Here is a 19186-nt window from a genome sequence, read left to right as displayed (position 1 = left end):
TCTTATCTAAAAAGTATCCTTCCTGTCCTTCCTGTCTTCGTGGTTTTTACACTTTGTCTTAAACGTTGGTGAGAATTGCCTCTTCCTGAAACTGATGCGCGTCATCTAAACACCAACTTCTCACTTCATGAGCTTTGCCTTTTGGCACGGAGACGATTATATAAGAGTATACTTGCCAAGCGATCGCTCGATCCATTTCCGATGGGATCGCCGGATGGTCTGGGTGCGAGTGGTAAAATCCCATAATCTGTATTTGTCGATCGCGTGCTGCCTTTTGTGCTTTGACGATCTCTTGTGGTGCGATCGCAAATGTCCTCTGTTTACTCCTGATTCCTCCACTCCCCGGAAACTCTGCCCATTTCTCTTCTGACCAAGCATTAACCGTTTCCCAGACTTCCACGACTGTTTTCCCTTCTTCTCCGATTTTTCCTAACACGATTCCGCAACATTCTTCGGGATACGTTCTTTCGGCGTGTCTGCTTATCGCTTGTAAATCTTCGGGGGAAATTTGAATCATTTTTTTTACAAATTTGATTTAACTTTTGGACTGTTTCCTGATATAATTAATTTAGTTTTGATTCTTATATAATGGGATATTTACAAAAATAAAAAAGTTATAACTATCCCATTATTTAAAGTGTATCACCTAGCGCCTGGGAAAAACTGTATCCCCTGTAACCAAAATTCGCCGCCCCAAAAATTTAACAAAACTTCAATGAATTGGTTTAACACCGAGATAGAGTTCACCTACTTTGGGGTCGTTTAGTAGTTGGGTACCGGGGCCGGTGAAGCGATCGCGACCTGCCTCCAAGACATAACCGCGATCGGACATTTCCAAAGCTTTTCTAGCATTTTGTTCGACGAGGACGATCGCAGTTCCATCGCTATTAATTTGACGAATTTGCTGAAAAACATTATTAACCAAAATGGGAGACAAAGCTGCCGAAGGTTCATCTAATAATAGTAAACTAGGTTGTAACATTAAAGCCCGACCCATTGCCAACATTTGCCTTTGTCCGCCGGAAAGAGTTCCTGCCCGTTGGCGACGACGTTCAGCTAAAACGGGGAAAGAGAAGTAAATTTTATCTTTTAATGGTTGCAGGGAGTCATTACGAATAAAAGCCCCCATTTCCAGATTTTCTTCTACTGTTAAACTGGGAAAAACGTTAGCAATTTGAGGAACGTAACACATTCCTCTTTGCACAATTTGATCTGATTTCAAACCACCAATGCTTTCGCCTTTAAAAGTAATTTTTCCTTGGTGGGGAGTCAGTAACCCAAAGATAGTTTTAGCTAAGGTAGATTTTCCGGCCCCATTAGGACCGATGACGGCGACTAATTCGCCTGGGTAAATTTTAAAGTTAACTCCTTGCAGAATGTCTAAGTCTTTGACATATCCGGCGTAGACGTTTTCTACTTCTAATAGTGGGTTACTCATTCGATTTTAGGTTTTTTATGGAACCACGAAGACGCGAAGGACACGAAGGAAGAAGAAGAGGAGGTTTTGAAGCAGATTATTGAGGTGTTTTTTGCAGTTCTGGGCGTTCTTCGGGAACTATAGCACCTTCTACCGGGCAAACTTGTAGGCAGATGCCACAATCGATGCAGGTGGAGAAGTCAATCCAATACCAATCTGTGCCTTTGGCGTTTTTGCCTGGGCCTTCATGGATGCAAGCTACGGGACAAGCGTCTACGCAGTCAGCAACGCCTTCGCAGGTATTTGTAACAATTGTGTGTGGCATTCTCTCTCTTGTAAAATTCGACAGACGAGTTTGGTTAGCACTTTTTGGTTAAACTAACAATTAAGAATTGTAATGCTTTTTGGGTTAGAGTGTTTCGATCGCTGGGGAACCGGACTCTTTTACCCAAGCAATTTGGGAGATGCGACGATAGCGGGCATATTCCCGAATTTGTTCTGGGTTACGTCCGCCCAAGTCTAATTCTACTTGTACCAAGTCTTTTGATTGGCGCAAACTATGGGCGTAAGTGAATGCTGCGGGAAAAGCGGAAGGTGTTTCGGCAACTACTAGACATTCGCTAGTTGGTGTTTCTTGGGGTAACTGTGCGGTGGGGAGTAAAACTTGGTATAACTCTTCAATGTTTAAGCAAAAACCAATACCGGGAACGTTATGTCCTTGGGGATGGTAGAGAGATAACAGGTGGTCGTAACGTCCTCCTTGTCCCAAGATATTTTTTCCGGTGTCTGTTTCGCCGACGACTTCAAATACTATGCCTGTGTAATAGTTAAAAGTTTGAATTAAGCTTAAGTCGAGTGTGACTTGGCAAGTAAGGTTTGTGTTTCCAGCTAAGTTAGGCAAACCTTGTTCTAGTAAGTCTATTAAAGATTTAAGATTATTAAGTGCTTCTTCTCCAGCCGGGTCTAGTTGTAAGTTAGCGACTTTTTGGAGAACATCGGCTGGTTTTCCCCGTAAGTCGAGTAACATTAAGGCGTGTGCTTTAAGTTCTGGTTCGAGGGGGAGAGTTTCTAGGGTAACACGATCGAGATGTGCGATCGCTATTCTGACTTTCTCCTGAATTTTCCCTGGAAAAGGTGCTAGCAAACTGCGAGTTAGTCCGGCTTCGCCCAAAACTAAATGCCAACCATTTAACCCCAACTCAAACAAACATTCTGCCAGCAACAGTAAAATTTCGCCATCTGCTAGTAATCCACCACCGCCAATTAATTCGACTCCGGCTTGGTAGAATTCTTGCTGTCCGCTGTAGCTACCTTCTTTTGCCCTTCTAAATACGTTGGCGTTGTAATAAAGTCGCTGGGGATAACTAACTCCTGCCATGCGGGTAACTGCGGTTCTAGCGATACTAGCAGTTAATTCTGGGCGCAGTCCTAAATTTTCTTCTTCTGTGCCTGCTTGCAATTGTAAGACGGTGGAGCGGTCGATCGCACCACCTGCCATTAAAGTATCCAACCGCTCAATTGTCGAGGTAATAATCTGATGATAGCCACAGCGATGGTAAACCTGCTGTAAACGGTTTTCAATCCAACATTTTTGAGCTACATCGAGGGGCAATAAATCCCGTGCCCCCGCAGGTGGTTGATACACCATTATTTCTTCTTCCCGCCAAACAATCCAAATAAACCGCCGCCTGACTTACTTTCAGCTTTTTTACCGGCTGCTGCACGTAAATTAGTACGTTTTTCGATCGTATCGATGCGTTTTTTCACTTCTAAAGCTGTTGGCTCTTGAGGATTAAATTGCAAGGCGCTTTCCAAGTGAATTTTTGCCATTTTCGACTGATCTTGATTTAAGTAAGCCATTGCCATTAAAGCATGAATGCGGCTATTTTTCGGCTCCATTTTCAGAGCATCTCGCAATTCTAAGATAGCTTTGGCGGGATAGTTCTTTTCGATATATTCTTCAGCACGACGGCAGTAAGCTTCCATAGCTGAATTTTCCACTTTAGGTGCTTTCTTTTCTCCGGTTGGGGGTGGTGGGGGTACTTTACCTGCTGTGGGGTTAGTTTTTGCTGGTGTGGTGACGCTAGGAGTTGTTAATTTAGTCACTTCTGGTGGTTTAGTGACACTTTGACCTTGGCTAGACTTACGTAGTAAGTACACTAAATTTAGTTCGCTGATTTGGGCTGTATTTTGGAGAATTTGGTCTATTGATTCATATTGTTTTTCAACTAGTTTATGCAATGCTGTTTTATACTCATGTTCCAAGTTAGTGGATTTGTATAGCTGTTGGGCTAGTTCACTTTGCAGGTCTACTTTCTCTCTTTCTTGTACTAACCGTTTTCCCATGCGGGTTAACAATACGTTATGTTCGGCGCGACTTTGATCGTTAAACAGTTGTTGATATGCTGGACTAACTAATTTGGCAAAGAACTGACTGGCTTGTTGTTTGCTGGCTTCGCTGTCAGCGGTGCAGCTGTCTGGATGGAGGCGACGGGAAATTTTCAGATATCTTTTTCTCACTTCGTTAGCTGTAGCATCCAATGGTACGCCTAAAACTGCGTGATGGTCTGCACAGTCGAACTTGAATAATCCTTGTTCAATATTAAGTGCCATAATTTACTGTTCCAGAATTTCGTTCTATAAATCTAGTGTACTTCCTAACATCAAAGGATGTAATATCTCTGAGATAATTTTTGTCGGTGTAAATTAAACATTTGTTGTTAAGTGTTTTCCCCAATCTGATAAAGGATGCACTTGCATAAGTTCGGTACTTAGACTGTTGTGAATCAAACCGTTTGTTGCTAAGATTCTTCCTGATTTTATTTGTAAAGGACTGCCATTGTATGCAGTTACTTTGCCTCCTGCTTCTTCTACTAGAACTATTCCGGCGGTAATATCCCAAGGAGAAAGTCCTCTTTCCCAGTATCCATCTAAGCGTCCACAAGCTACATGAGCTAAATCTAGGGATGCCGATCCACTACGGCGCACGCCTTGGGTAAGATGGGTAAGATGACAGAATTCGGCATAATTATTGTCATTTGTCTGACGACGATCGTAAGCGAAACCTGTAACTAATAAACTTTTACTTAGTTCTGTTGTTTGAGAAACTTTAATTGTCCGACGGTTCCGGGTTGCTCCTAAACCTTTTGCTGCACGAAATAGTTCATTATGAAAGGGATCAAAAATTGCTCCTACTTGGGGAATTCCGTCAATTAAAAGTCCAATTGAAGCGGAGAAAAAGGGATATTGGTGGGCAAAGTTTGTGGTACCATCTAAAGGATCGATCGCCCACAGATACTTATTTTCTTGTTCTCCTAACTGTCCCGATTCTTCTGCTAAAATTGCATGATTGGGAAAGTGGCGATGTAAAATTTCCAAAATTACTGCTTCAGCTGCTTTATCAGCGGCGGTTAACAAATCTCCGGGACGACCTTTTTCTTCGATGCTTTCTAAGTTGCCATAATAAGTTTGCAAGACAGCACCCGCAGCGAGAGCGGCTTCTGTGGCAATATCGAGAAAGGTTTGTAACTGTTCAGGGGTAGGTGAACTCATTATCTAATCAGGAAGTTAGGTATGGAAAATTACTAATAATATTATGTAGCCTTGAGAAAAAGTATCGGCTATAAAGGATAAAATGAGCAAGTAGTTTAGCCAAAAAAGTTTATTCTTTCCTGATTAGGATAGCGGGGCTGCTGATTCTAGTCAGGAAAGTAATTTTTGCTTTTTTCCCACCCTGATGTGAAAGGCTCAATTTTGGGTAGTTAATTAATTACCTGTATTGTTGCCGAAATTGTTCTGGAGGTAGACGCAAGGGTTGATCTGGGTTCCATATTCCTAATCCCATCACTCTAGCGTATTCTTGAGCTTGTTCTAGTCGTTTGTCGTACTTGCGGTTAAGCGATCGAGGTCGAAATAAAGCCCGACCTTCTTTGAGCAATTGTTCATTTAATAGCTTACCATCTTGCCAGACATAAGCTAGTTGTCGATCGAATTTATCTTTTGGTTCCAAGTCAGACTCCAGCAACACAGGTTTTTCGGCAATCATTTCCTGTAATCTTTCTCTAGCGATTTCTCCCCAAGGTCTTTGGCGTAGGTCTGGTGCTGACACGCCGATCAGTTGTACTCTTACATTTGAGTCAGTTAGTTTTACTTCTAAGGTTTGTCCGTTAATAACTCGTTCTACTGACAAGATAACTCCTTGGGGAGTACTAGTAGACTGACATCCCCCCAAGAGTATGAAACAGAAAACAGTCACCAAGCTCAGGAAGAGAGTAATTTTAGTCTTCATCCAAAGGCAAACCGACTTTAACTTTACCTTTGCCAAAATAGCGACCAAACTGGAGTTCGTAAACTTCGTCTTCATCTTGCGTTTCCACTTCTAAGTCTGAGCGAGCGTAACTCACACAGAGGAGAGCGTAACCTTGTTTTTGTAATTCTAGGGATAGTCCCATTGCTTCGGGTTGATAGATGTCGCCAGAAATCACTCGTACCGCGCAGGTGGTACAAGCGCCGTTGCGACAGGAGAATGGTAGTTCGACAGCTTGGTTTTCGGCGCTGTGGAGGATGTAGCGATCGTCTGGGACTTCGATGGTATGATAGGTATTCTTTTGGCGATCGTGAATCCGAATTTTATATAAGCGAGACATTACAAACATTTGAGCAACATCATATATCTTAAATTGAGCCAGGGGCTCTCGCTACATTTGGTCTGGGGAGCAGAATTATTTTTCTAAAAAAACCGATCGCAATTATAGACTCTTGAGTAATTTATGCTAAGATAGACAAGCTTGTGAATTCGGTGCGAAAAAAAACCAAAGCACAGCCTTGGAGAGGTGGCCGAGTGGTTGAAGGCGCAGCACTGGAAATGCTGTTTGGGGGCAACTTCAACGAGGGTTCGAATCCCTCCCTCTCCGTTCCCAGTAAGAGTTTTAGAGTTTATCCTTTAAACTGGATGGATGGTAATAGTAACAAACAGAGATGCCCGCAAAAAATAAACAGACAAAGGCTCCCAAAGGTACAGTCGGAGTAGAAAAGTTTCGAGGTAAGCTGAGACTAAGGCTACCGAGGCAAATCTTTGGTGGTAAACAGAAGTACATTTCTACTGGATTAGAGGATACACCAGAGAATTGGAAAAGGGTACAATCTAAAGCTTGGGCGATCGAAGAAGATATTGCCACAGGAAATTTCGATCCAACCTTAGTAAAATACCGTCCTCAGTCTCACCTAAGTTTAGCAAAGCCTTCCGAAAATTTCATAGTACCTCTGAATTTAAATGAGTTGTGGGAGAAGTACACCGAATTTAAATCAACGCAGGTAGAGGAAACTACTTTAAGGCTCAATTTTAACCGAGTTGCATCTCATATTAATAAGTTACCGACAAAGTTGTTAAAGGATAGTACTGAAATCCGGGATTATTTAGTAAGTAAAAACAGTCCTTATACTGCCAAAAGGATTTTAATGCAAATTAATGCTTGTTGTAATTGGGCTGTAAAGTCTGAATTAATAGAGAGTAATCCTTTTCAGGGTATGGCGCAAGAAATTAAAAGTCCGAGAAATAGTGCTGACGGGATTGATATCGATCCGTTTACTGCCCAGGAAAGGGATATAATTATCAATACTTTCCGGGAACACCCAATTTATCATCATTATACTAATTTTGTGCGATTTTTATTCATGACAGGTTGCCGAACTTCGGAAGCTGTAGCCTTGAAATGGAAACATATTAATAGTGATTGTTCCAAGATTACTTTTTCCGAAGCAGTTGTCAGTATTTCCAGCCAAAAAATTCGTAAAGGTTTAAAGACAGAGGAAAGGCGTGATTTTCCTTGTAATAAGTCAATGCAATCTTTATTGTTAAGTATCCGTCCTGAGAATTACAAGAGTGAGGATTTAGTTTTTCCTTCAGTTTCAGGAAAAGAGATTAATTCCCATACATTTCATGCTTTTGTTTGGAAAGGTTCGGTGAATAAGGGTAAAAGATATATAGGGATTGTGCAAGGTTTAGCGGATGAGGGAAAAATTGAGCGTTATCGACCTCAATATCAAACCCGTCACACTTTCATTACTTTAGCATTAGAGAATGGGTTAGACGTGAAAGACGTGGCTCGTTTAGTGGGAAATTCGCCGGAAGTAATTTATAAACATTATGCGGGGAGGAAAAGAGATTTAATGGTTCCCGAATTTTAGCCTTGGCAAATAAATTCATTTGTACTATTCTAGTAATCAGATGAAGAGAAAACTTGCTTCAGGCAAACGTTTGAGGCAGGTTGAGTTGTGACTATCCTTTGACTATCGCCATTGAGTAAACAGGCTAAAATTCCCCGGATTAGTTTTGGCTGTAATTCTTGCTAGTAAAGAGATGTAGTAGTTGATGGGGGTAGATGTAGGTAGCCCATCCCCTGCTGTCTAGGGAAAATTAACCAATCCACATTTCTAAAGTTAAGGACTGGGTGAATTAACACTCAGTCCTTAATACTATAAAGTCCAAGTTTTCCGCAACTTACTTACTAGCAGCAGGCTGACTTGGGGGAGTTTTTGGTTTCAAATTTTGGGCGCTAATTCCAATGACCCAAACTGTTACTAATACCACACCAAGAATTTGGTAAAGTTGCAAGTTTTCTTGGATAATCAAGAAAGCTAACATGGTAGTTAAAGCTGGGCCACTAGCACTAACCACGGAAGCTAAAGGTGGACCAATTAAGGGGACACCAAAGTTGTTTAGGAGATAACCACCAAGGGTAGTAGTAGCTAACACTAAGGTCCCAATTAATAAGCTAGGCCACATCTCCGGCTTAACTTGATATCCGAAAAAGGGTAGGACGATCGCAGACAAAAACAAAATTGTGCTAAAGTTAACCACACTAAAGGGAATTGGGTGCATCCGACTGACTTTAATCAGCACTACATACACCGCAAAAGCTATACCAGATAAAATCGCGGTTGTGACTCCCAAATTCACATTTCCCTTCGCCCCGCTGGTGAAGCTGGGAATAGTTAAGAAACCACCGATGTAAATAGAAACTGTGGCTAAAACCAGTAAAAATGTCGGTTTATCCCGGAAGATTAACCAAGACAACAAAATCGTAACTGTCGGATAAACAAAGAAAATAGTTGTTGCTACCCCGGTGGGAATGTTTCCTAAAGCAATATAGATAAAAAATTGGGATAGGAACAGACAAAAACCACTCCCAATTACGCTTAACAGTCTACTAAACTGACTTTTCTGCCCTAAATGCTTGATATCTCGCCAAGTGTTGTTGTAAAACAATGGCGCGACAACAAAAGCCATTAAAGGTGCAACTAGGAGCATTCGCAACAACAAAATTAATAAAGAGTTACCAGGGCTAGGAGTAATAAACCCCCCAACTTCTTTAAATATGCCAAAGATATTTCGCTCCCTTAATAACACCCTGACAACGATGTTTTGTAAGGAAAACATCAAAGAAGAAATTAAAACTAAAATCACCCCTAATTTAAAATTTGCTGTTTGGGGAGATGGTGCGGTCGGAGTCGCTGGGGCAGTTGGTGCTAGACCGACTGCGGGTGGCTGCTGGCTACTACGACCGGGCAAAGTCGCCGGACGACGACCCGGTGTGATTCTGGGTACAGAAGAAGTTCTCTCTGGTCGGTAAGTTTCCTGAAGTTGTAGCCGCAGACGAGTTACTAAGGCTTCTAAAATAGCTTCCCCTTGCTGTTCTAGGCTTTGCATCCGACCTAGCTGTTGGGAGAAGTTACTTTGATAACTGTTGATGTCCTGTTGTAATGCCCTTAAAGTAGAATTCAGCGTGGAGTTTAAGGCCGCAAGTAACTCGTAAGAGTTTTCGTCTCCACTACTGGACTCAGAAGCATTTGCTGCTAGAAGGTTGAGTTGTTGTTGTCTTAACTCTTCTTGCAGCTGGGTAGCCAATATCTGTGCCAGCTGTTGTGTCCAGACTCTTTGCTCGGCTGTCTGCTGTTCGGATTGTAGCTGTTGATACTGCGATCGCATTTGCTCAATCTCAGTATTTAAGCGAGATTTCTCACTTTCTAGCTGGTTGACATCTCGCCGCAACTGCTCTACTAAACCTTGTTGAATGTTTTGCAGTTGCTCTGTCAAAAGCTTTAGTGATTCCTCTGCGGTTTGCGGGTTGCCTTCACCCTGAGTTTGCCTTTGGTTTTCCAATTGCGCCATTAGCTTCTAACCTCTTGCCAATTGGCTATAAAATAACATTTATTGCTAGTTGTATTTCGCTGTTGTTCACTACATCCACTGCCAATTAAAGCCCAAAATATAGAATATATCCACACAAAACTGGAAACCTACTGGGTAAACACCTAAAACTGGGTTCCCTACAGAAACCACCACAGGCTTTTCAGGCAATTAGTTTTTCATCCAATTTGCTGATGACACTTTTCTCAACAATTCTCGTATCCGTAAGTACCAACATCTACAGGCAAGTATTTCCAGCCAACTAGAGGAATTTTGCTCTGGATAGCAACATGAAAATTTTATCAAGCTAACAGGGAAATTTATCAGCAAAATTACGGGGAAAAATAAAAACCATAAGCTAAGATCAAAATCATACTTAAGTATCGCTTAAGTGAAAACACGGTTATTGAGTTAGTTGGAGAATTATGACGGTATGGCTGCACTCAACCCAGAGGATTATAAATCAGTATCTCCTCAGCCTGAAAATCCCTTCGGGAGGAGAACAGTCTCCTCAATGTCACGGAACCAAACATTAAGTTACGTTAATGTTTTGGAAGCGATCGTCATCGAAGAGGTAGAACGGCAAATAGAGAAATTTCCACCTCATCTCGCTAAATACATCAATCCAGCCCAAGTAATTGCTTATGCACTAAATCGTTTGCCTTCACTTTATGCTACTAGTGAAGAAGGTTGGCGTAAGCAGCAGCTAAAAGCAAAAACTGAACTTAAAGACCGGATTATTATGGCAGTACGTCAGGGATTGGCTGCTGTACAAAAAGATCCTTTGAAGGTGACAACTCCCTTGAAAATACGTGGCAATTTGGAGATTAATTCCCGAAATCGCAGTAAGTAACTATTCTCGATCGCCAAAATATTGACTGTGAGATGACAATGGGCAAAGGATTTTTGCAACAATTCTTGTGAAAAATTTACTTGACATTAAAAACTGTTTTTTTGACTACTCTTTATCTACATAATAATTAATATAAAATTTGTTGCTAGAGAATTGACTACTATGGGAAAAATTAGGTAGGATTCAACACGATAGAGTCTGGGCAAGAATTGCACAGTCGAAAAAATCCCGTGAATTTTAAAATTCAGAGGTTAATATTGTCTAGGGTGTCAGGGTGTGAGTTGCGTAAAATTTGATTGAAGAGCAAACTCTTGCGTTACTCTGTAGAGCCTTTTTTTAATTAAGTGTTTCCCTATGAAAACCATCACCAATAAAAGCGTAATTTATCGTAATGCCATTGAACCAATGGTAGTACAGGAAGTAGAGTATCAGTTACGGCAATTACCACCAAAGATCCTCAAATATATCGATCCCATACAAGTTATAGCTTATGCCTTGAATCGATTGCCCGCCTTATATGCTACTAGTGAAGAGGGTTGGCATTGGCAACAAGTAAGGGCAAAAACTAAACTCAAAGGGCAAATTACTACAGCTGTGCGTCAGGCATTAATAGCAGTACAAACAGATCCACTAAAAGTTTCCACTCCTTTAAAAAAAGGAGTACAAAAAGAAGTGGAAAACGATCCAACTTCATGTTATATGCAGGATAAACAGTTTTCTGTTGGACAGCAGGAGATGAAAAAGTATTAGTAAGTTAGCGGATTCTGATACTAGAACTACGATCGCCTAAATAAGCAAAATTTAACTCTTCTCCAGCTTCTAAAGCGGCTCTAATTGCCGTTTTATCAGCTTCTACATGGGATTTTTGAAATTTTTCTGGTAAATCTGTGGGAGAAATCCCATCATCTAAAATTAAAGGTGGTTTACCACCACTTTTGGTTAAAGATAATTTATAACGTACAGTTTCTACAGTTTTTAACTTGTGGATTTCAAAAAACCATTTGAGTCTTTCTTTGAGCATTTCGGCTTTTTTTTCGTCGCTGGCGGCTAATTCGGCTAATCTTTTGGCTTCGGCTTTACGAACAGCGGCTCTAGCTTGTAATTCGGAAATTAAAGCAGCATAATTATCGAGTTTGCGATCGCGTTCTTCTCCCAATCTCTCCAGCCATTCCCCAATTAATTTAGCACTCTCAACATCGTCTCCTTCTACTTCATCGAGTAAAGTAGATAGCTCATCAATATCTGCGGAAATACTAAATAAAGTCCGCGGTTGTGCAGTGACATTTTGTTCTGTCGTAGTTTCCATCGCCTTGATTCTCAATTAGCCATTACCTTTGTTGCAGTATAGTATATCTGTAATCAAACCAAAATGTTATGATGCCCAAATCATCGCAACTTATTCGTTTAACTTTAATCTTATCTATAACTGCTTTGCTCACTTCTGTGGTGCTTAACGTAATTTTATTTATTGCAGCAAGACATTTTTATTTACTCTTAAATCAAACTCGCTTAGATCCTTTAGGTTGGCAACGTTTTTCAGACAAATCCCAATCAGTTGATTTGAGTAATAATTCTCAAACAAAAGTAGTTTTTTTTGGCGATTCACGAGCCGAGGAATGGACTTTTCCGAGTGAAATCAAAGGTTTTTACGTTTTGGGACGTTTGGCAAAGCAAGTTTTACCTTTGCGTCCGCAAATTATTATTGTTCAAGTTGGGATTAATGATTTAAAAACTATTCCGCTATTTCCCGATCGCCAAACCAGAATTATCGATATTCGATAGCTATGCAATATTAGAAAAATATCGGAAAAATAATTACTACCGAGACACCTTACACCTGAATAGTAAAGGTTATGAAATTTTAAATCAAGAGCTAACCAAGCTGTTAACAAAACTTCAATAAAACCTTGGCAATCTCTGAACTAAAGAGTAATCTAGTACTGAATAAGCTGGAATTATAAAAATTGCTTATTCAGTAGGGAATATTTTATGAATGAAAAAACCAAAATACTGTTCATCGGTCTGGATGCAGCAGACAAAGATTTGATTACTCAGTGGGCTAATGAAGGCTTACTTCCTACTTTTAAATCGCTGTTTGGCAAAGCAGCTTGGGGAATTACTAACAATCCAATCGGACTTTATGTTGGTGCGATTTGGCCTTCTTTTGCCACCGCAGTTGACGCTGCCAAACATGGTTGCTACTGCTATAGTCAAATAAATCCCGGTACTTATATCACTACTAATTATAGTGTATTTGACTTGAAAGGAGAAATGTTTTGGGATACTTTGAGTCGTGCAGGTAGGAAAGTTGCAATTATCGATCTTCCTAGAACTCCTCCGACAGAAAATGTCAATGGTATCCAGGTAGTTGACTGGCTAACTCATGACCCAGATATTATCGATCGACTGTATACTTGGCCGCGATCGCTAGCCCCAGAAATAGAAGCAAAATATGGTAAAGATCCGATAGGATATTGTAATCGATTGTCTCGGAATGTCGAAGGATACCAACATTTTCGCGATGATTTAATCAGCAGATCTCAAACAAAAGAATTACTTTCTCGTGACTTTTTAAATCAAGGAGAATGGGATTTATTTCTGACAGTTTTTAGTGAAAGTCATTGTGTCGGACATCAATGTTGGAGTCTTCACGATCCGACTCACCCCAAATCCGATCGAGCGATCGCAGATGCAGTTGGCGATCCGATTAAAGATGTATATATTGCCCTTGATGCCGCTGTAGGTAGACTGTTACAAGAAGTAGGAGAAGAAACCACCGTTTTTGTTCTCGCTAGTCATGGCATGGGGCCACATTATGACGGTACATTTATGTTAGATGACATTCTTTGCCGTCTAGAAAATGTCAAAACTCCTACCGTAGGCATTCAAATATCTAAAGTCATCAATTCTTCTTGGGAAGAAACACCTATTTTACGACAGGTTTTGCAACCTCTCCGTAATTACATCTGGAAACCTTTACGAAATCGCTTTTGGAAGAGTGATAAACCAATTCGGATAGCTTTGCAAGAACCAGATAATAGCAATCGTAAATGTTTTACAATTCCTAATAACGATACCTACGGAGGAATTCGGATTAATTTGGTCGATCGGGAACCAAATGGTAAAATTAACCCAGGCGCAGAGTACGAAGCTTTCTGCCAACAATTAACCGAAGATTTGCTGGCTATTGTTAATGTCGATACTGGTAAACCATTAGTTTCTAGGGTAATCCGAACCGCAGACTTTTATCAAGGAAAATATTTAGACCATCTCCCAGATTTGATGATTGAATGGAACAGGGAAGCACCAATTACTAAAGTTTATTCTCCCAAAATTGGCACTCTGGAAAAAAGTTTTCCCGGTGTTCGTACCGGAGATCATAAAGCAGAAGGAATTGTGTTTGCAATGGGGCCTTCAATTGAACCAGGTCAGGTAGAAGATGCAATTTCCGTGATGGATTTTGCCCCGACAATTGCTTCTTTATTAGGAGTGACGCTGCCTAATGTAGACGGAAAACCGATCGCCTCTTTTACGAAAAAAGTATTGGTAAATAATTAGTCGTTTGGCAGTTGGGTTTGTTTCCATAAATCCAACTTCCTGGCTACGATTTTTTACCAAAAACCTCAACAAATTTGGCATCTAAGGAAGTTTTAATAAAGAAAAAAGGACTAACTAAACTACTCAAATAAAACTCCCGTTCGCCAGCTGCGATCGCATCAGTTTGAACTTGTGTCCCATACTTTAACCAATGCTGTAAGTAGCGACGCAGACCACCCAGGATAATTTTCCCCATTATCACTGGTTTTTGCCATTTTTTAGCATTAATCATTCGTAAATGGCAAATAGTTAAACCACAACCCCGAATCAGAGACAGTAAATAATCTTTTTCTAATCGCCTTTCAGGAATTTGATGATCGGCGTGCATGGCTGGATTATACCAAATTTCCCAGCCAGCTTTGTGCATATATAGCAATACTTCAAAATCTTCACCTGCTAACATCTTCCCCCCCACTCTCCCAATGAGCATACTGCGCTGGGGAACACATTCACACCATGCTTGTTTGCGAACAACTAATGCCGCACCAGGAGGTAAACTTAAATTATCAGGATCGTAAAGATGCAGTTGTTCACCCCTTTCTCTAATTGCGAAAAAAGATTGAATTTGGGAAAAATTTTCCGGCGGTTTCACTGCAAAATTACCACGTATTTGACCACCGAAAGCACCTGCTTGAGGATGTTCTTTGCCAAAGGAATAAGCTGCCGCTACCCAGTGATTATCCGGTAAAATATCATCATCCAAAAATCCAATTAATTCGCCCCTTGCTGCTAAAATACCTTCCCATCTAGCAAAAGCTAAACCTTGTTCTGCCGCAAAAGAATATCTTAATGTAATTTTATCGTTCCAGTTTTCTTGATACTCTTGAAAAACTTCTTTTGTCTTATCTTTACTGTTATTATCAATAACGATAATTTCCCAATTTAAATGTTCCGTATTCCTTTGTTGGCGCAGTCGATCTAAAACCAGAGGTAAACGATTGGCTCCATTATAAGTGGGAATGACTATTGTAAAATCCATAGAAGTAAATTATCTGGTTTTTAAAGATACTTGCTTTTTTAATTGCAATTCAGCCAGGTTTTTTTCAGTGACATTAGCTGTATTTTTAGAGCTTAAATACTGCTTTTTCCAGAGGAAGAAAGGACTAATTAAGCTGCACCGTAATAACTCAAATTCGCAAGCTGCGATCGCATCCTCTTTCATCGCCCTACTATTCTTCAGCCAGCATACTACCAAACGACGGAAATCATTGACAAAATACGCAGGAATTAACAAAGGTTTTTGCCAATCTTCTAACCTCATCATTCGCAAATGATGGCGACTCAAACCAACACAACGAGCTACCGATATCAGATAATCTTTTGACAATCGCCAACTCGGAATATCATGATAAATTACCATTTTTGGGTTATACCAAATTTCCCAACCCGCTTTTTGAATATACAGTACAGCCTCTAAATCTTCGCTAGCTAATCCTACCTCTTTTCCTTTATGATTGAGAAATAAACTATTAGGAACATTTTCCCACCAAGCTTGTTTGCGAACTACTAAACCCGCACCTGCTGGGAGCAACTTCTGCCGCATTTCGTAGCGATGCGCCCGATTTCCTCGATTAGTAATCGCAAAAAAACCAGCTATTTTGGCAAAGTTTTTCGGTGGTTCTACTTCAAATTTACCCTTTACTTGACTACCATAAGCACCCACATTTGGATGCGTTTTTCCGAACTCGTAAGCACTTACTACCCAATCAGACTCCGGCAAATTATCATCATCTAAAAAACCAACAAATCTGCCGCTAGCTTCTTGCACTGCTCTATTTCTGGCAAATGCGGCTCCTTGTTGAGTTTCACATACATATTTTAATGGATAAGCTGACGACCAAATTGTTTGATACTCTTGCACCAGTTTAGCAGTATTATCTTGGCTGTTATTGTCAACAACAATAATTTCCCAAGACAAGCCTTCCGTGTTTACCTGTTTTTGCAGTCGGCTTAAAACTGCTGGTAATCTGGCGGCTCCATTATAAGTGGGAATCGCCACGGTAAAATCAATCATATTACAATTTTTTTTGATTAATTATCGGATTTAAGCGTTCTGACTAATCAAATAACTATTATTTTTAATACCAAAGATAGAGATATTTTGGGTCAGTATATGCACGGATTTTACTAAATCTTGATATCTACCTAGCGTTTAAATAACAAATGTAAAATTAATTTAAAGCACTGAAGGAACAGATCCTTCAGTGCTCTTAAGGTGAAACTTTAGCCACCAGTTAAATTTAACATCAGAATAATAAAGGCAGATGGAACAGCTGCCTCTGCTAGTGGAGGGGAGGTAAGACCAAAGACCGGACGCAAATCCGTTCTCAGGCACTCCCCTGTGAAACTAGAAGCCCCAACTATACCGTTAGGTTGTTGGGGTAGTTCACACTTGCACCATGCCACCAGCAGCTTGAAAACGAGCACGAGCTCTTTTTAAAGCTTGGGTAGCTTGAATTTTTTCCTGGCGATTTTCGCTGTTTTGCACTTGGTTAAAGCGTTCTTGCGCTTTGGTGTAATCAGTACGAGCTTTTTCCATATCAATAGAATCGCTGCGTTCTGCACCATTAACCAAAATCGTTACTAGATCGTTTTCGACTTCAGCAAAACCACCCATTAAAGCGATCGCTACCCAGTTTTTATCCGGGCGAACTCGCATAACTCCAGTATCCAAGGCCGTCAAAAGTGGTGCGTGACCACTTAAAATACCTAATTGTCCCGTAGTGCTGGGCAGAATAATTTCTTCCGCAGTAGAATCCCAGACAGTTTTATCTGGTGCAATCACACGAACTGTTAAAGTCATTTCGATTTGCGATTTTAGATTTTCGATTTGCGATTTTGATTATCAGGGCAGAGATAATTTTTCCCTGCCCTAAATCCTAATTACTTAGCTTTGAGTTTTTCGCCTTTAGCGATCGCTTCTTCAATGGTACCAACCATGTAAAAAGCTTGTTCCGGCAACTCATCCAACTCACCAGAAAGAATGCGTTGGAAACCCTTAATCGTATCTTCCAACTTCACATACTTACCTGGAGAACCAGTAAACACTTCTGCCACAAAGAAAGGTTGAGACAAGAAACGCTCAATCTTCCGTGCCCGTGCTACAGTCAAACGGTCATCTTCCGACAACTCATCTAAACCGAGAATCGCAATAATATCTTGCAACTCTTTGTAACGTTGCAGAGTAGATTGCACAGCACGAGCAGTTTTGTAATGCTCTTCACCCACAACACTGGGTTGTAACATCGTAGAAGTAGAATCCAGAGGATCTACCGCTGGATAAATTCCCTTAGATGCCAAACCACGAGATAATACTGTAGTCGCATCCAAGTGAGCAAAAGTAGTTGCAGGTGCCGGGTCAGTCAAGTCATCTGCTGGTACGTAAACTGCTTGAATCGAAGTAATCGAACCTTCCTTAGTGGAAGTAATCCGTTCTTGCAACTCACCCATTTCTGTCGCCAGAGTGGGCTGATATCCTACCGCAGAAGGCATCCGACCTAACAGCGCCGACACTTCCGAACCAGCTTGTACAAACCGGAAGATATTATCAATGAACAGAAGTACGTCTTGCTTGTTCACATCCCGGAAGTATTCAGCCATTGTCAGAGCACTTAAGCCCACCCGCATTCTCGCTCCAGGTGGCTCGTTCATCTGACCGTAAACTAGAGCTACTTTAGAATCAGCGATATTTTCTTCGTTAATAACTCCAGATTCTTTGAATTCATTGTAAAGGTCGTTACCTTCACGGGTGCGTTCGCCCACACCACCAAATACTGACACACCACCATGAGCTTTAGCGATGTTGTTAATCAGTTCTTGAATAATTACGGTTTTGCCCACACCCGCACCACCGAACAAACCAATTTTGCCACCCCGACGATAAGGTGCCAACAGGTCTACAACTTTGATGCCAGTTTCAAAAACTGAAGGAGAGGTTTCTAAGTCAACCAGCTTGGGTGCTTCGCGGTGAATAGGAGAGGTTTCTGTAGTATTTACAGGGCCTAAGTTGTCTACTGTTTCGCCCAAAACGTTGAAAATCCGACCCAGAGTAGCCGCACCAACGGGTACACTGATGGGAGCGCCAGTATCTACTGCTTCCATACCGCGGATTAATCCGTCGGTAGTACTCATGGAAACAGCACGAACTTGGTTATCGCCCAACAATTGTTGTACTTCGCAGGTTACAGATACATCTTGTCCAGCTTCGTTCTTGCCTTCGATTTTCAAGGCGTTGTAAATTTGCGGCATTTTGCCGCTGGAGAACTCAACGTCTACAACGGGACCAATAATTTGGGTAATCCGCCCGGTATTTGTCTTTTCTGTGGTGGCTACCATGCGTGCGCCTATCTCAATAAGGGAAAACGTCTTAACATTTAGCAATGCCATCCTTTAGCGTACCACTGAATGCGATCGATCTACTTACGGAGTAAGATTGAGACAAAACTCAGATCCCGATCGTCTTTTTGCCACAGTAGGATGAAATGGGTATCAAGCCATCACAGGAAGAAACAATGAACCTTCCACTCATCGACCTTTACCAAACCGACTTTTATGCTTGGACACAAACCCAAGTAGAGTTATTGCGTCAGCACCAATTAGATTGTCTGGACATCGAAAATTTAATTGAGGAAATAGACTCTTTGGGTAAACAACAGCAGCAAGAGTTAGTCAACCGTTTGGGAGTTCTACTTGGACACTTGTTGAAATGGGAGTATCAACCTAACAAAAGGTCTAGAAGTTGGGTAGCAACCATTCGGGAACAGCGGAGAAAAATTGATAAGTTACTCCAGAAAAATCCTAGCTTGAAACCTTACCTAGAAGAAGCAATCCCAGAAGCTTATCTAGATGGAATTGACTTGGCTGTGCGGGAAACATTAATCTCATATCAAACATTTCCCGCTTACACTCCTTACACCTGGGAACAAATAAAAAACCCGGATTTTCTGCCAGGGTTTCTCAGCGAATCAGATCGAGACTTGCTAAATTAAGGTTACCGAAAAAATTGGGTCTAAAGCCCCGTCCTTGCAGGACGGCTTTATTTATGATAGGATATTTGCGTAGGATTTTTCCACGCAAATGATTGTCCTAGAGTTTAAGGCTAAAGGAAAAACAACTCAATACACTGCTATAG

Annotated in this window: 20 protein-coding genes, 1 tRNA gene and 1 pseudogene; 8 read left to right on the top strand and 14 right to left on the bottom strand. The window is 41.0% G+C overall.

Features of this window, described 5'->3' with window-relative positions; translation table 11 throughout:
- Window positions 1-58 precede the first annotated feature (58 nt).
- The 8 genes from ACE1B6_RS11980 to ACE1B6_RS11945 form a co-directional block, all read right to left on the bottom strand.
- Window positions 59-517: a M67 family metallopeptidase gene (locus ACE1B6_RS11980; RefSeq protein WP_413257461.1), complete on the bottom strand. Its 459-nt coding sequence runs from the start codon at window positions 515-517 to the stop codon at window positions 59-61.
- 195 nt (window positions 518-712) lie between these two features.
- Window positions 713-1438, bottom strand: coding sequence for an ABC transporter ATP-binding protein (locus tag ACE1B6_RS11975; protein ID WP_413257460.1), 726 nt, complete (start codon window positions 1436-1438; stop codon window positions 713-715).
- A 76-nt stretch (window positions 1439-1514) separates the two neighbouring features.
- Window positions 1515-1742: an indolepyruvate ferredoxin oxidoreductase subunit alpha gene (locus ACE1B6_RS11970; protein ID WP_413257459.1), complete on the bottom strand. Its 228-nt coding sequence runs from the start codon at window positions 1740-1742 to the stop codon at window positions 1515-1517.
- Between the two features lie 84 nt (window positions 1743-1826).
- The gene (locus ACE1B6_RS11965; RefSeq protein WP_413257458.1) at window positions 1827-3065 is read right to left on the bottom strand and encodes an ATP phosphoribosyltransferase regulatory subunit; all 1239 of its coding nucleotides are present in this window, start codon (window positions 3063-3065) and stop codon (window positions 1827-1829) included.
- Complete coding sequence (locus ACE1B6_RS11960) at window positions 3065-4030, bottom strand: DnaJ domain-containing protein (protein ID WP_413257457.1); 966 nt, start codon at window positions 4028-4030, stop codon at window positions 3065-3067. Before ACE1B6_RS11960 ends, ACE1B6_RS11965 begins: the two co-directional genes overlap by 1 nt.
- A gap of 93 nt (window positions 4031-4123) precedes the next feature.
- Entirely contained in the window at window positions 4124-4969 is an 846-nt protein-coding gene (locus tag ACE1B6_RS11955) for an inositol monophosphatase family protein (RefSeq protein ID WP_413257456.1), read from the bottom strand.
- A 217-nt stretch (window positions 4970-5186) separates the two neighbouring features.
- A complete protein-coding gene (locus tag ACE1B6_RS11950) occupies window positions 5187-5606 on the bottom strand; it encodes a thermonuclease family protein (protein WP_413257455.1) in 420 nt (139 codons plus the stop codon).
- Between the two features lie 88 nt (window positions 5607-5694).
- Window positions 5695-6063, bottom strand: a complete 369-nt coding sequence (locus tag ACE1B6_RS11945; protein ID WP_413257454.1) for a 2Fe-2S iron-sulfur cluster-binding protein — start codon at window positions 6061-6063, stop codon at window positions 5695-5697.
- Between the two features lie 180 nt (window positions 6064-6243).
- Between ACE1B6_RS11945 and ACE1B6_RS11940 the strand changes: the two genes are divergently transcribed.
- Together ACE1B6_RS11940 and ACE1B6_RS11935 are read left to right on the top strand one after the other, a co-directional pair.
- Window positions 6244-6330 (top strand) — tRNA-Ser (locus tag ACE1B6_RS11940).
- Window positions 6331-6394: 64 nt separating this feature from the next.
- The gene (locus ACE1B6_RS11935) at window positions 6395-7603 is read left to right on the top strand and encodes a tyrosine-type recombinase/integrase (RefSeq protein ID WP_413257453.1); all 1209 of its coding nucleotides are present in this window, start codon (window positions 6395-6397) and stop codon (window positions 7601-7603) included.
- Between the two features lie 313 nt (window positions 7604-7916).
- Here the strand turns inward: ACE1B6_RS11935 and ACE1B6_RS11930 are convergent, their stop codons facing one another.
- On the bottom strand, window positions 7917-9587 hold the full coding sequence (locus ACE1B6_RS11930) for an EamA family transporter (RefSeq protein WP_413257452.1): 1671 nt from the start codon (window positions 9585-9587) through the stop codon (window positions 7917-7919).
- Between the two features lie 532 nt (window positions 9588-10119).
- Here ACE1B6_RS11930 and ACE1B6_RS11925 point away from each other — a divergent pair.
- Both ACE1B6_RS11925 and ACE1B6_RS11920 read left to right on the top strand, forming a co-directional pair.
- The gene (locus tag ACE1B6_RS11925) at window positions 10120-10458 is read left to right on the top strand and encodes a late competence development ComFB family protein (RefSeq protein ID WP_413257451.1); all 339 of its coding nucleotides are present in this window, start codon (window positions 10120-10122) and stop codon (window positions 10456-10458) included.
- 354 nt (window positions 10459-10812) lie between these two features.
- The gene (locus ACE1B6_RS11920) at window positions 10813-11208 is read left to right on the top strand and encodes a late competence development ComFB family protein (RefSeq protein ID WP_413257450.1); all 396 of its coding nucleotides are present in this window, start codon (window positions 10813-10815) and stop codon (window positions 11206-11208) included.
- 4 nt (window positions 11209-11212) lie between these two features.
- On the opposite strand, the gene ACE1B6_RS11915 is transcribed toward ACE1B6_RS11920, so the two are convergent.
- Entirely contained in the window at window positions 11213-11764 is a 552-nt protein-coding gene (locus ACE1B6_RS11915) for a siphovirus Gp157 family protein (protein ID WP_413257449.1), read from the bottom strand.
- Window positions 11765-11832: 68 nt separating this feature from the next.
- Here ACE1B6_RS11915 and ACE1B6_RS11910 point away from each other — a divergent pair, with 68 nt between their 5' ends.
- Both ACE1B6_RS11910 and ACE1B6_RS11905 read left to right on the top strand, forming a co-directional pair.
- Window positions 11833-12240 carry a hypothetical protein gene (locus ACE1B6_RS11910; protein WP_413257448.1) on the top strand — a complete coding sequence of 136 codons (408 nt, stop codon included), beginning with the start codon at window positions 11833-11835 and terminating at the stop codon, window positions 12238-12240.
- 207 nt (window positions 12241-12447) lie between these two features.
- Entirely contained in the window at window positions 12448-14016 is a 1569-nt protein-coding gene (locus ACE1B6_RS11905) for an alkaline phosphatase family protein (RefSeq protein WP_413257447.1), read from the top strand.
- 43 nt (window positions 14017-14059) lie between these two features.
- Here the strand turns inward: ACE1B6_RS11905 and hpsE (ACE1B6_RS11900) are convergent, their stop codons facing one another.
- Window positions 14060-15034: a hormogonium polysaccharide biosynthesis glycosyltransferase HpsE gene (gene hpsE / locus ACE1B6_RS11900; protein WP_413257446.1), complete on the bottom strand. Its 975-nt coding sequence runs from the start codon at window positions 15032-15034 to the stop codon at window positions 14060-14062.
- Between the two features lie 9 nt (window positions 15035-15043).
- On the bottom strand, window positions 15044-16069 hold the full coding sequence (hpsE, locus tag ACE1B6_RS11895; protein WP_413257445.1) for a hormogonium polysaccharide biosynthesis glycosyltransferase HpsE: 1026 nt from the start codon (window positions 16067-16069) through the stop codon (window positions 15044-15046).
- A gap of 231 nt (window positions 16070-16300) precedes the next feature.
- On the opposite strand from hpsE (ACE1B6_RS11895), the pseudogene ACE1B6_RS30075 reads away from it, so the two are divergent.
- Window positions 16301-16495, top strand: a pseudogene (locus ACE1B6_RS30075) (hypothetical protein); the annotation flags it as partial.
- Here ACE1B6_RS30075 and atpC read toward each other — a convergent pair.
- Window positions 16442-16858, bottom strand: a complete 417-nt coding sequence (atpC, locus tag ACE1B6_RS11890; RefSeq protein WP_413257444.1) for an ATP synthase F1 subunit epsilon — start codon at window positions 16856-16858, stop codon at window positions 16442-16444. The pseudogene ACE1B6_RS30075 and the gene atpC sit on opposite strands and share 54 nt — an antisense overlap.
- 80 nt (window positions 16859-16938) lie before the next feature.
- Window positions 16939-18390, bottom strand: a complete 1452-nt coding sequence (gene atpD / locus ACE1B6_RS11885) for a F0F1 ATP synthase subunit beta (protein WP_413257443.1) — start codon at window positions 18388-18390, stop codon at window positions 16939-16941.
- Window positions 18391-18566: 176 nt separating this feature from the next.
- Between atpD and ACE1B6_RS11880 the strand changes: the two genes are divergently transcribed.
- On the top strand, window positions 18567-19043 hold the full coding sequence (locus tag ACE1B6_RS11880; RefSeq protein WP_413257442.1) for a DUF29 domain-containing protein: 477 nt from the start codon (window positions 18567-18569) through the stop codon (window positions 19041-19043).
- The last annotated feature ends 143 nt before the right edge of the window (window positions 19044-19186 follow it).

Origin of the sequence: Floridaenema fluviatile BLCC-F154 (assembly GCF_041929135.1) — a bacterium.
GTDB lineage: Bacteria > Cyanobacteriota > Cyanobacteriia > Cyanobacteriales > Aerosakkonemataceae > Floridanema > Floridanema fluviatile.
Note: the sequence above shows the minus strand (reverse complement) of the source record. Positions and strands in the feature narration are given on the sequence as shown.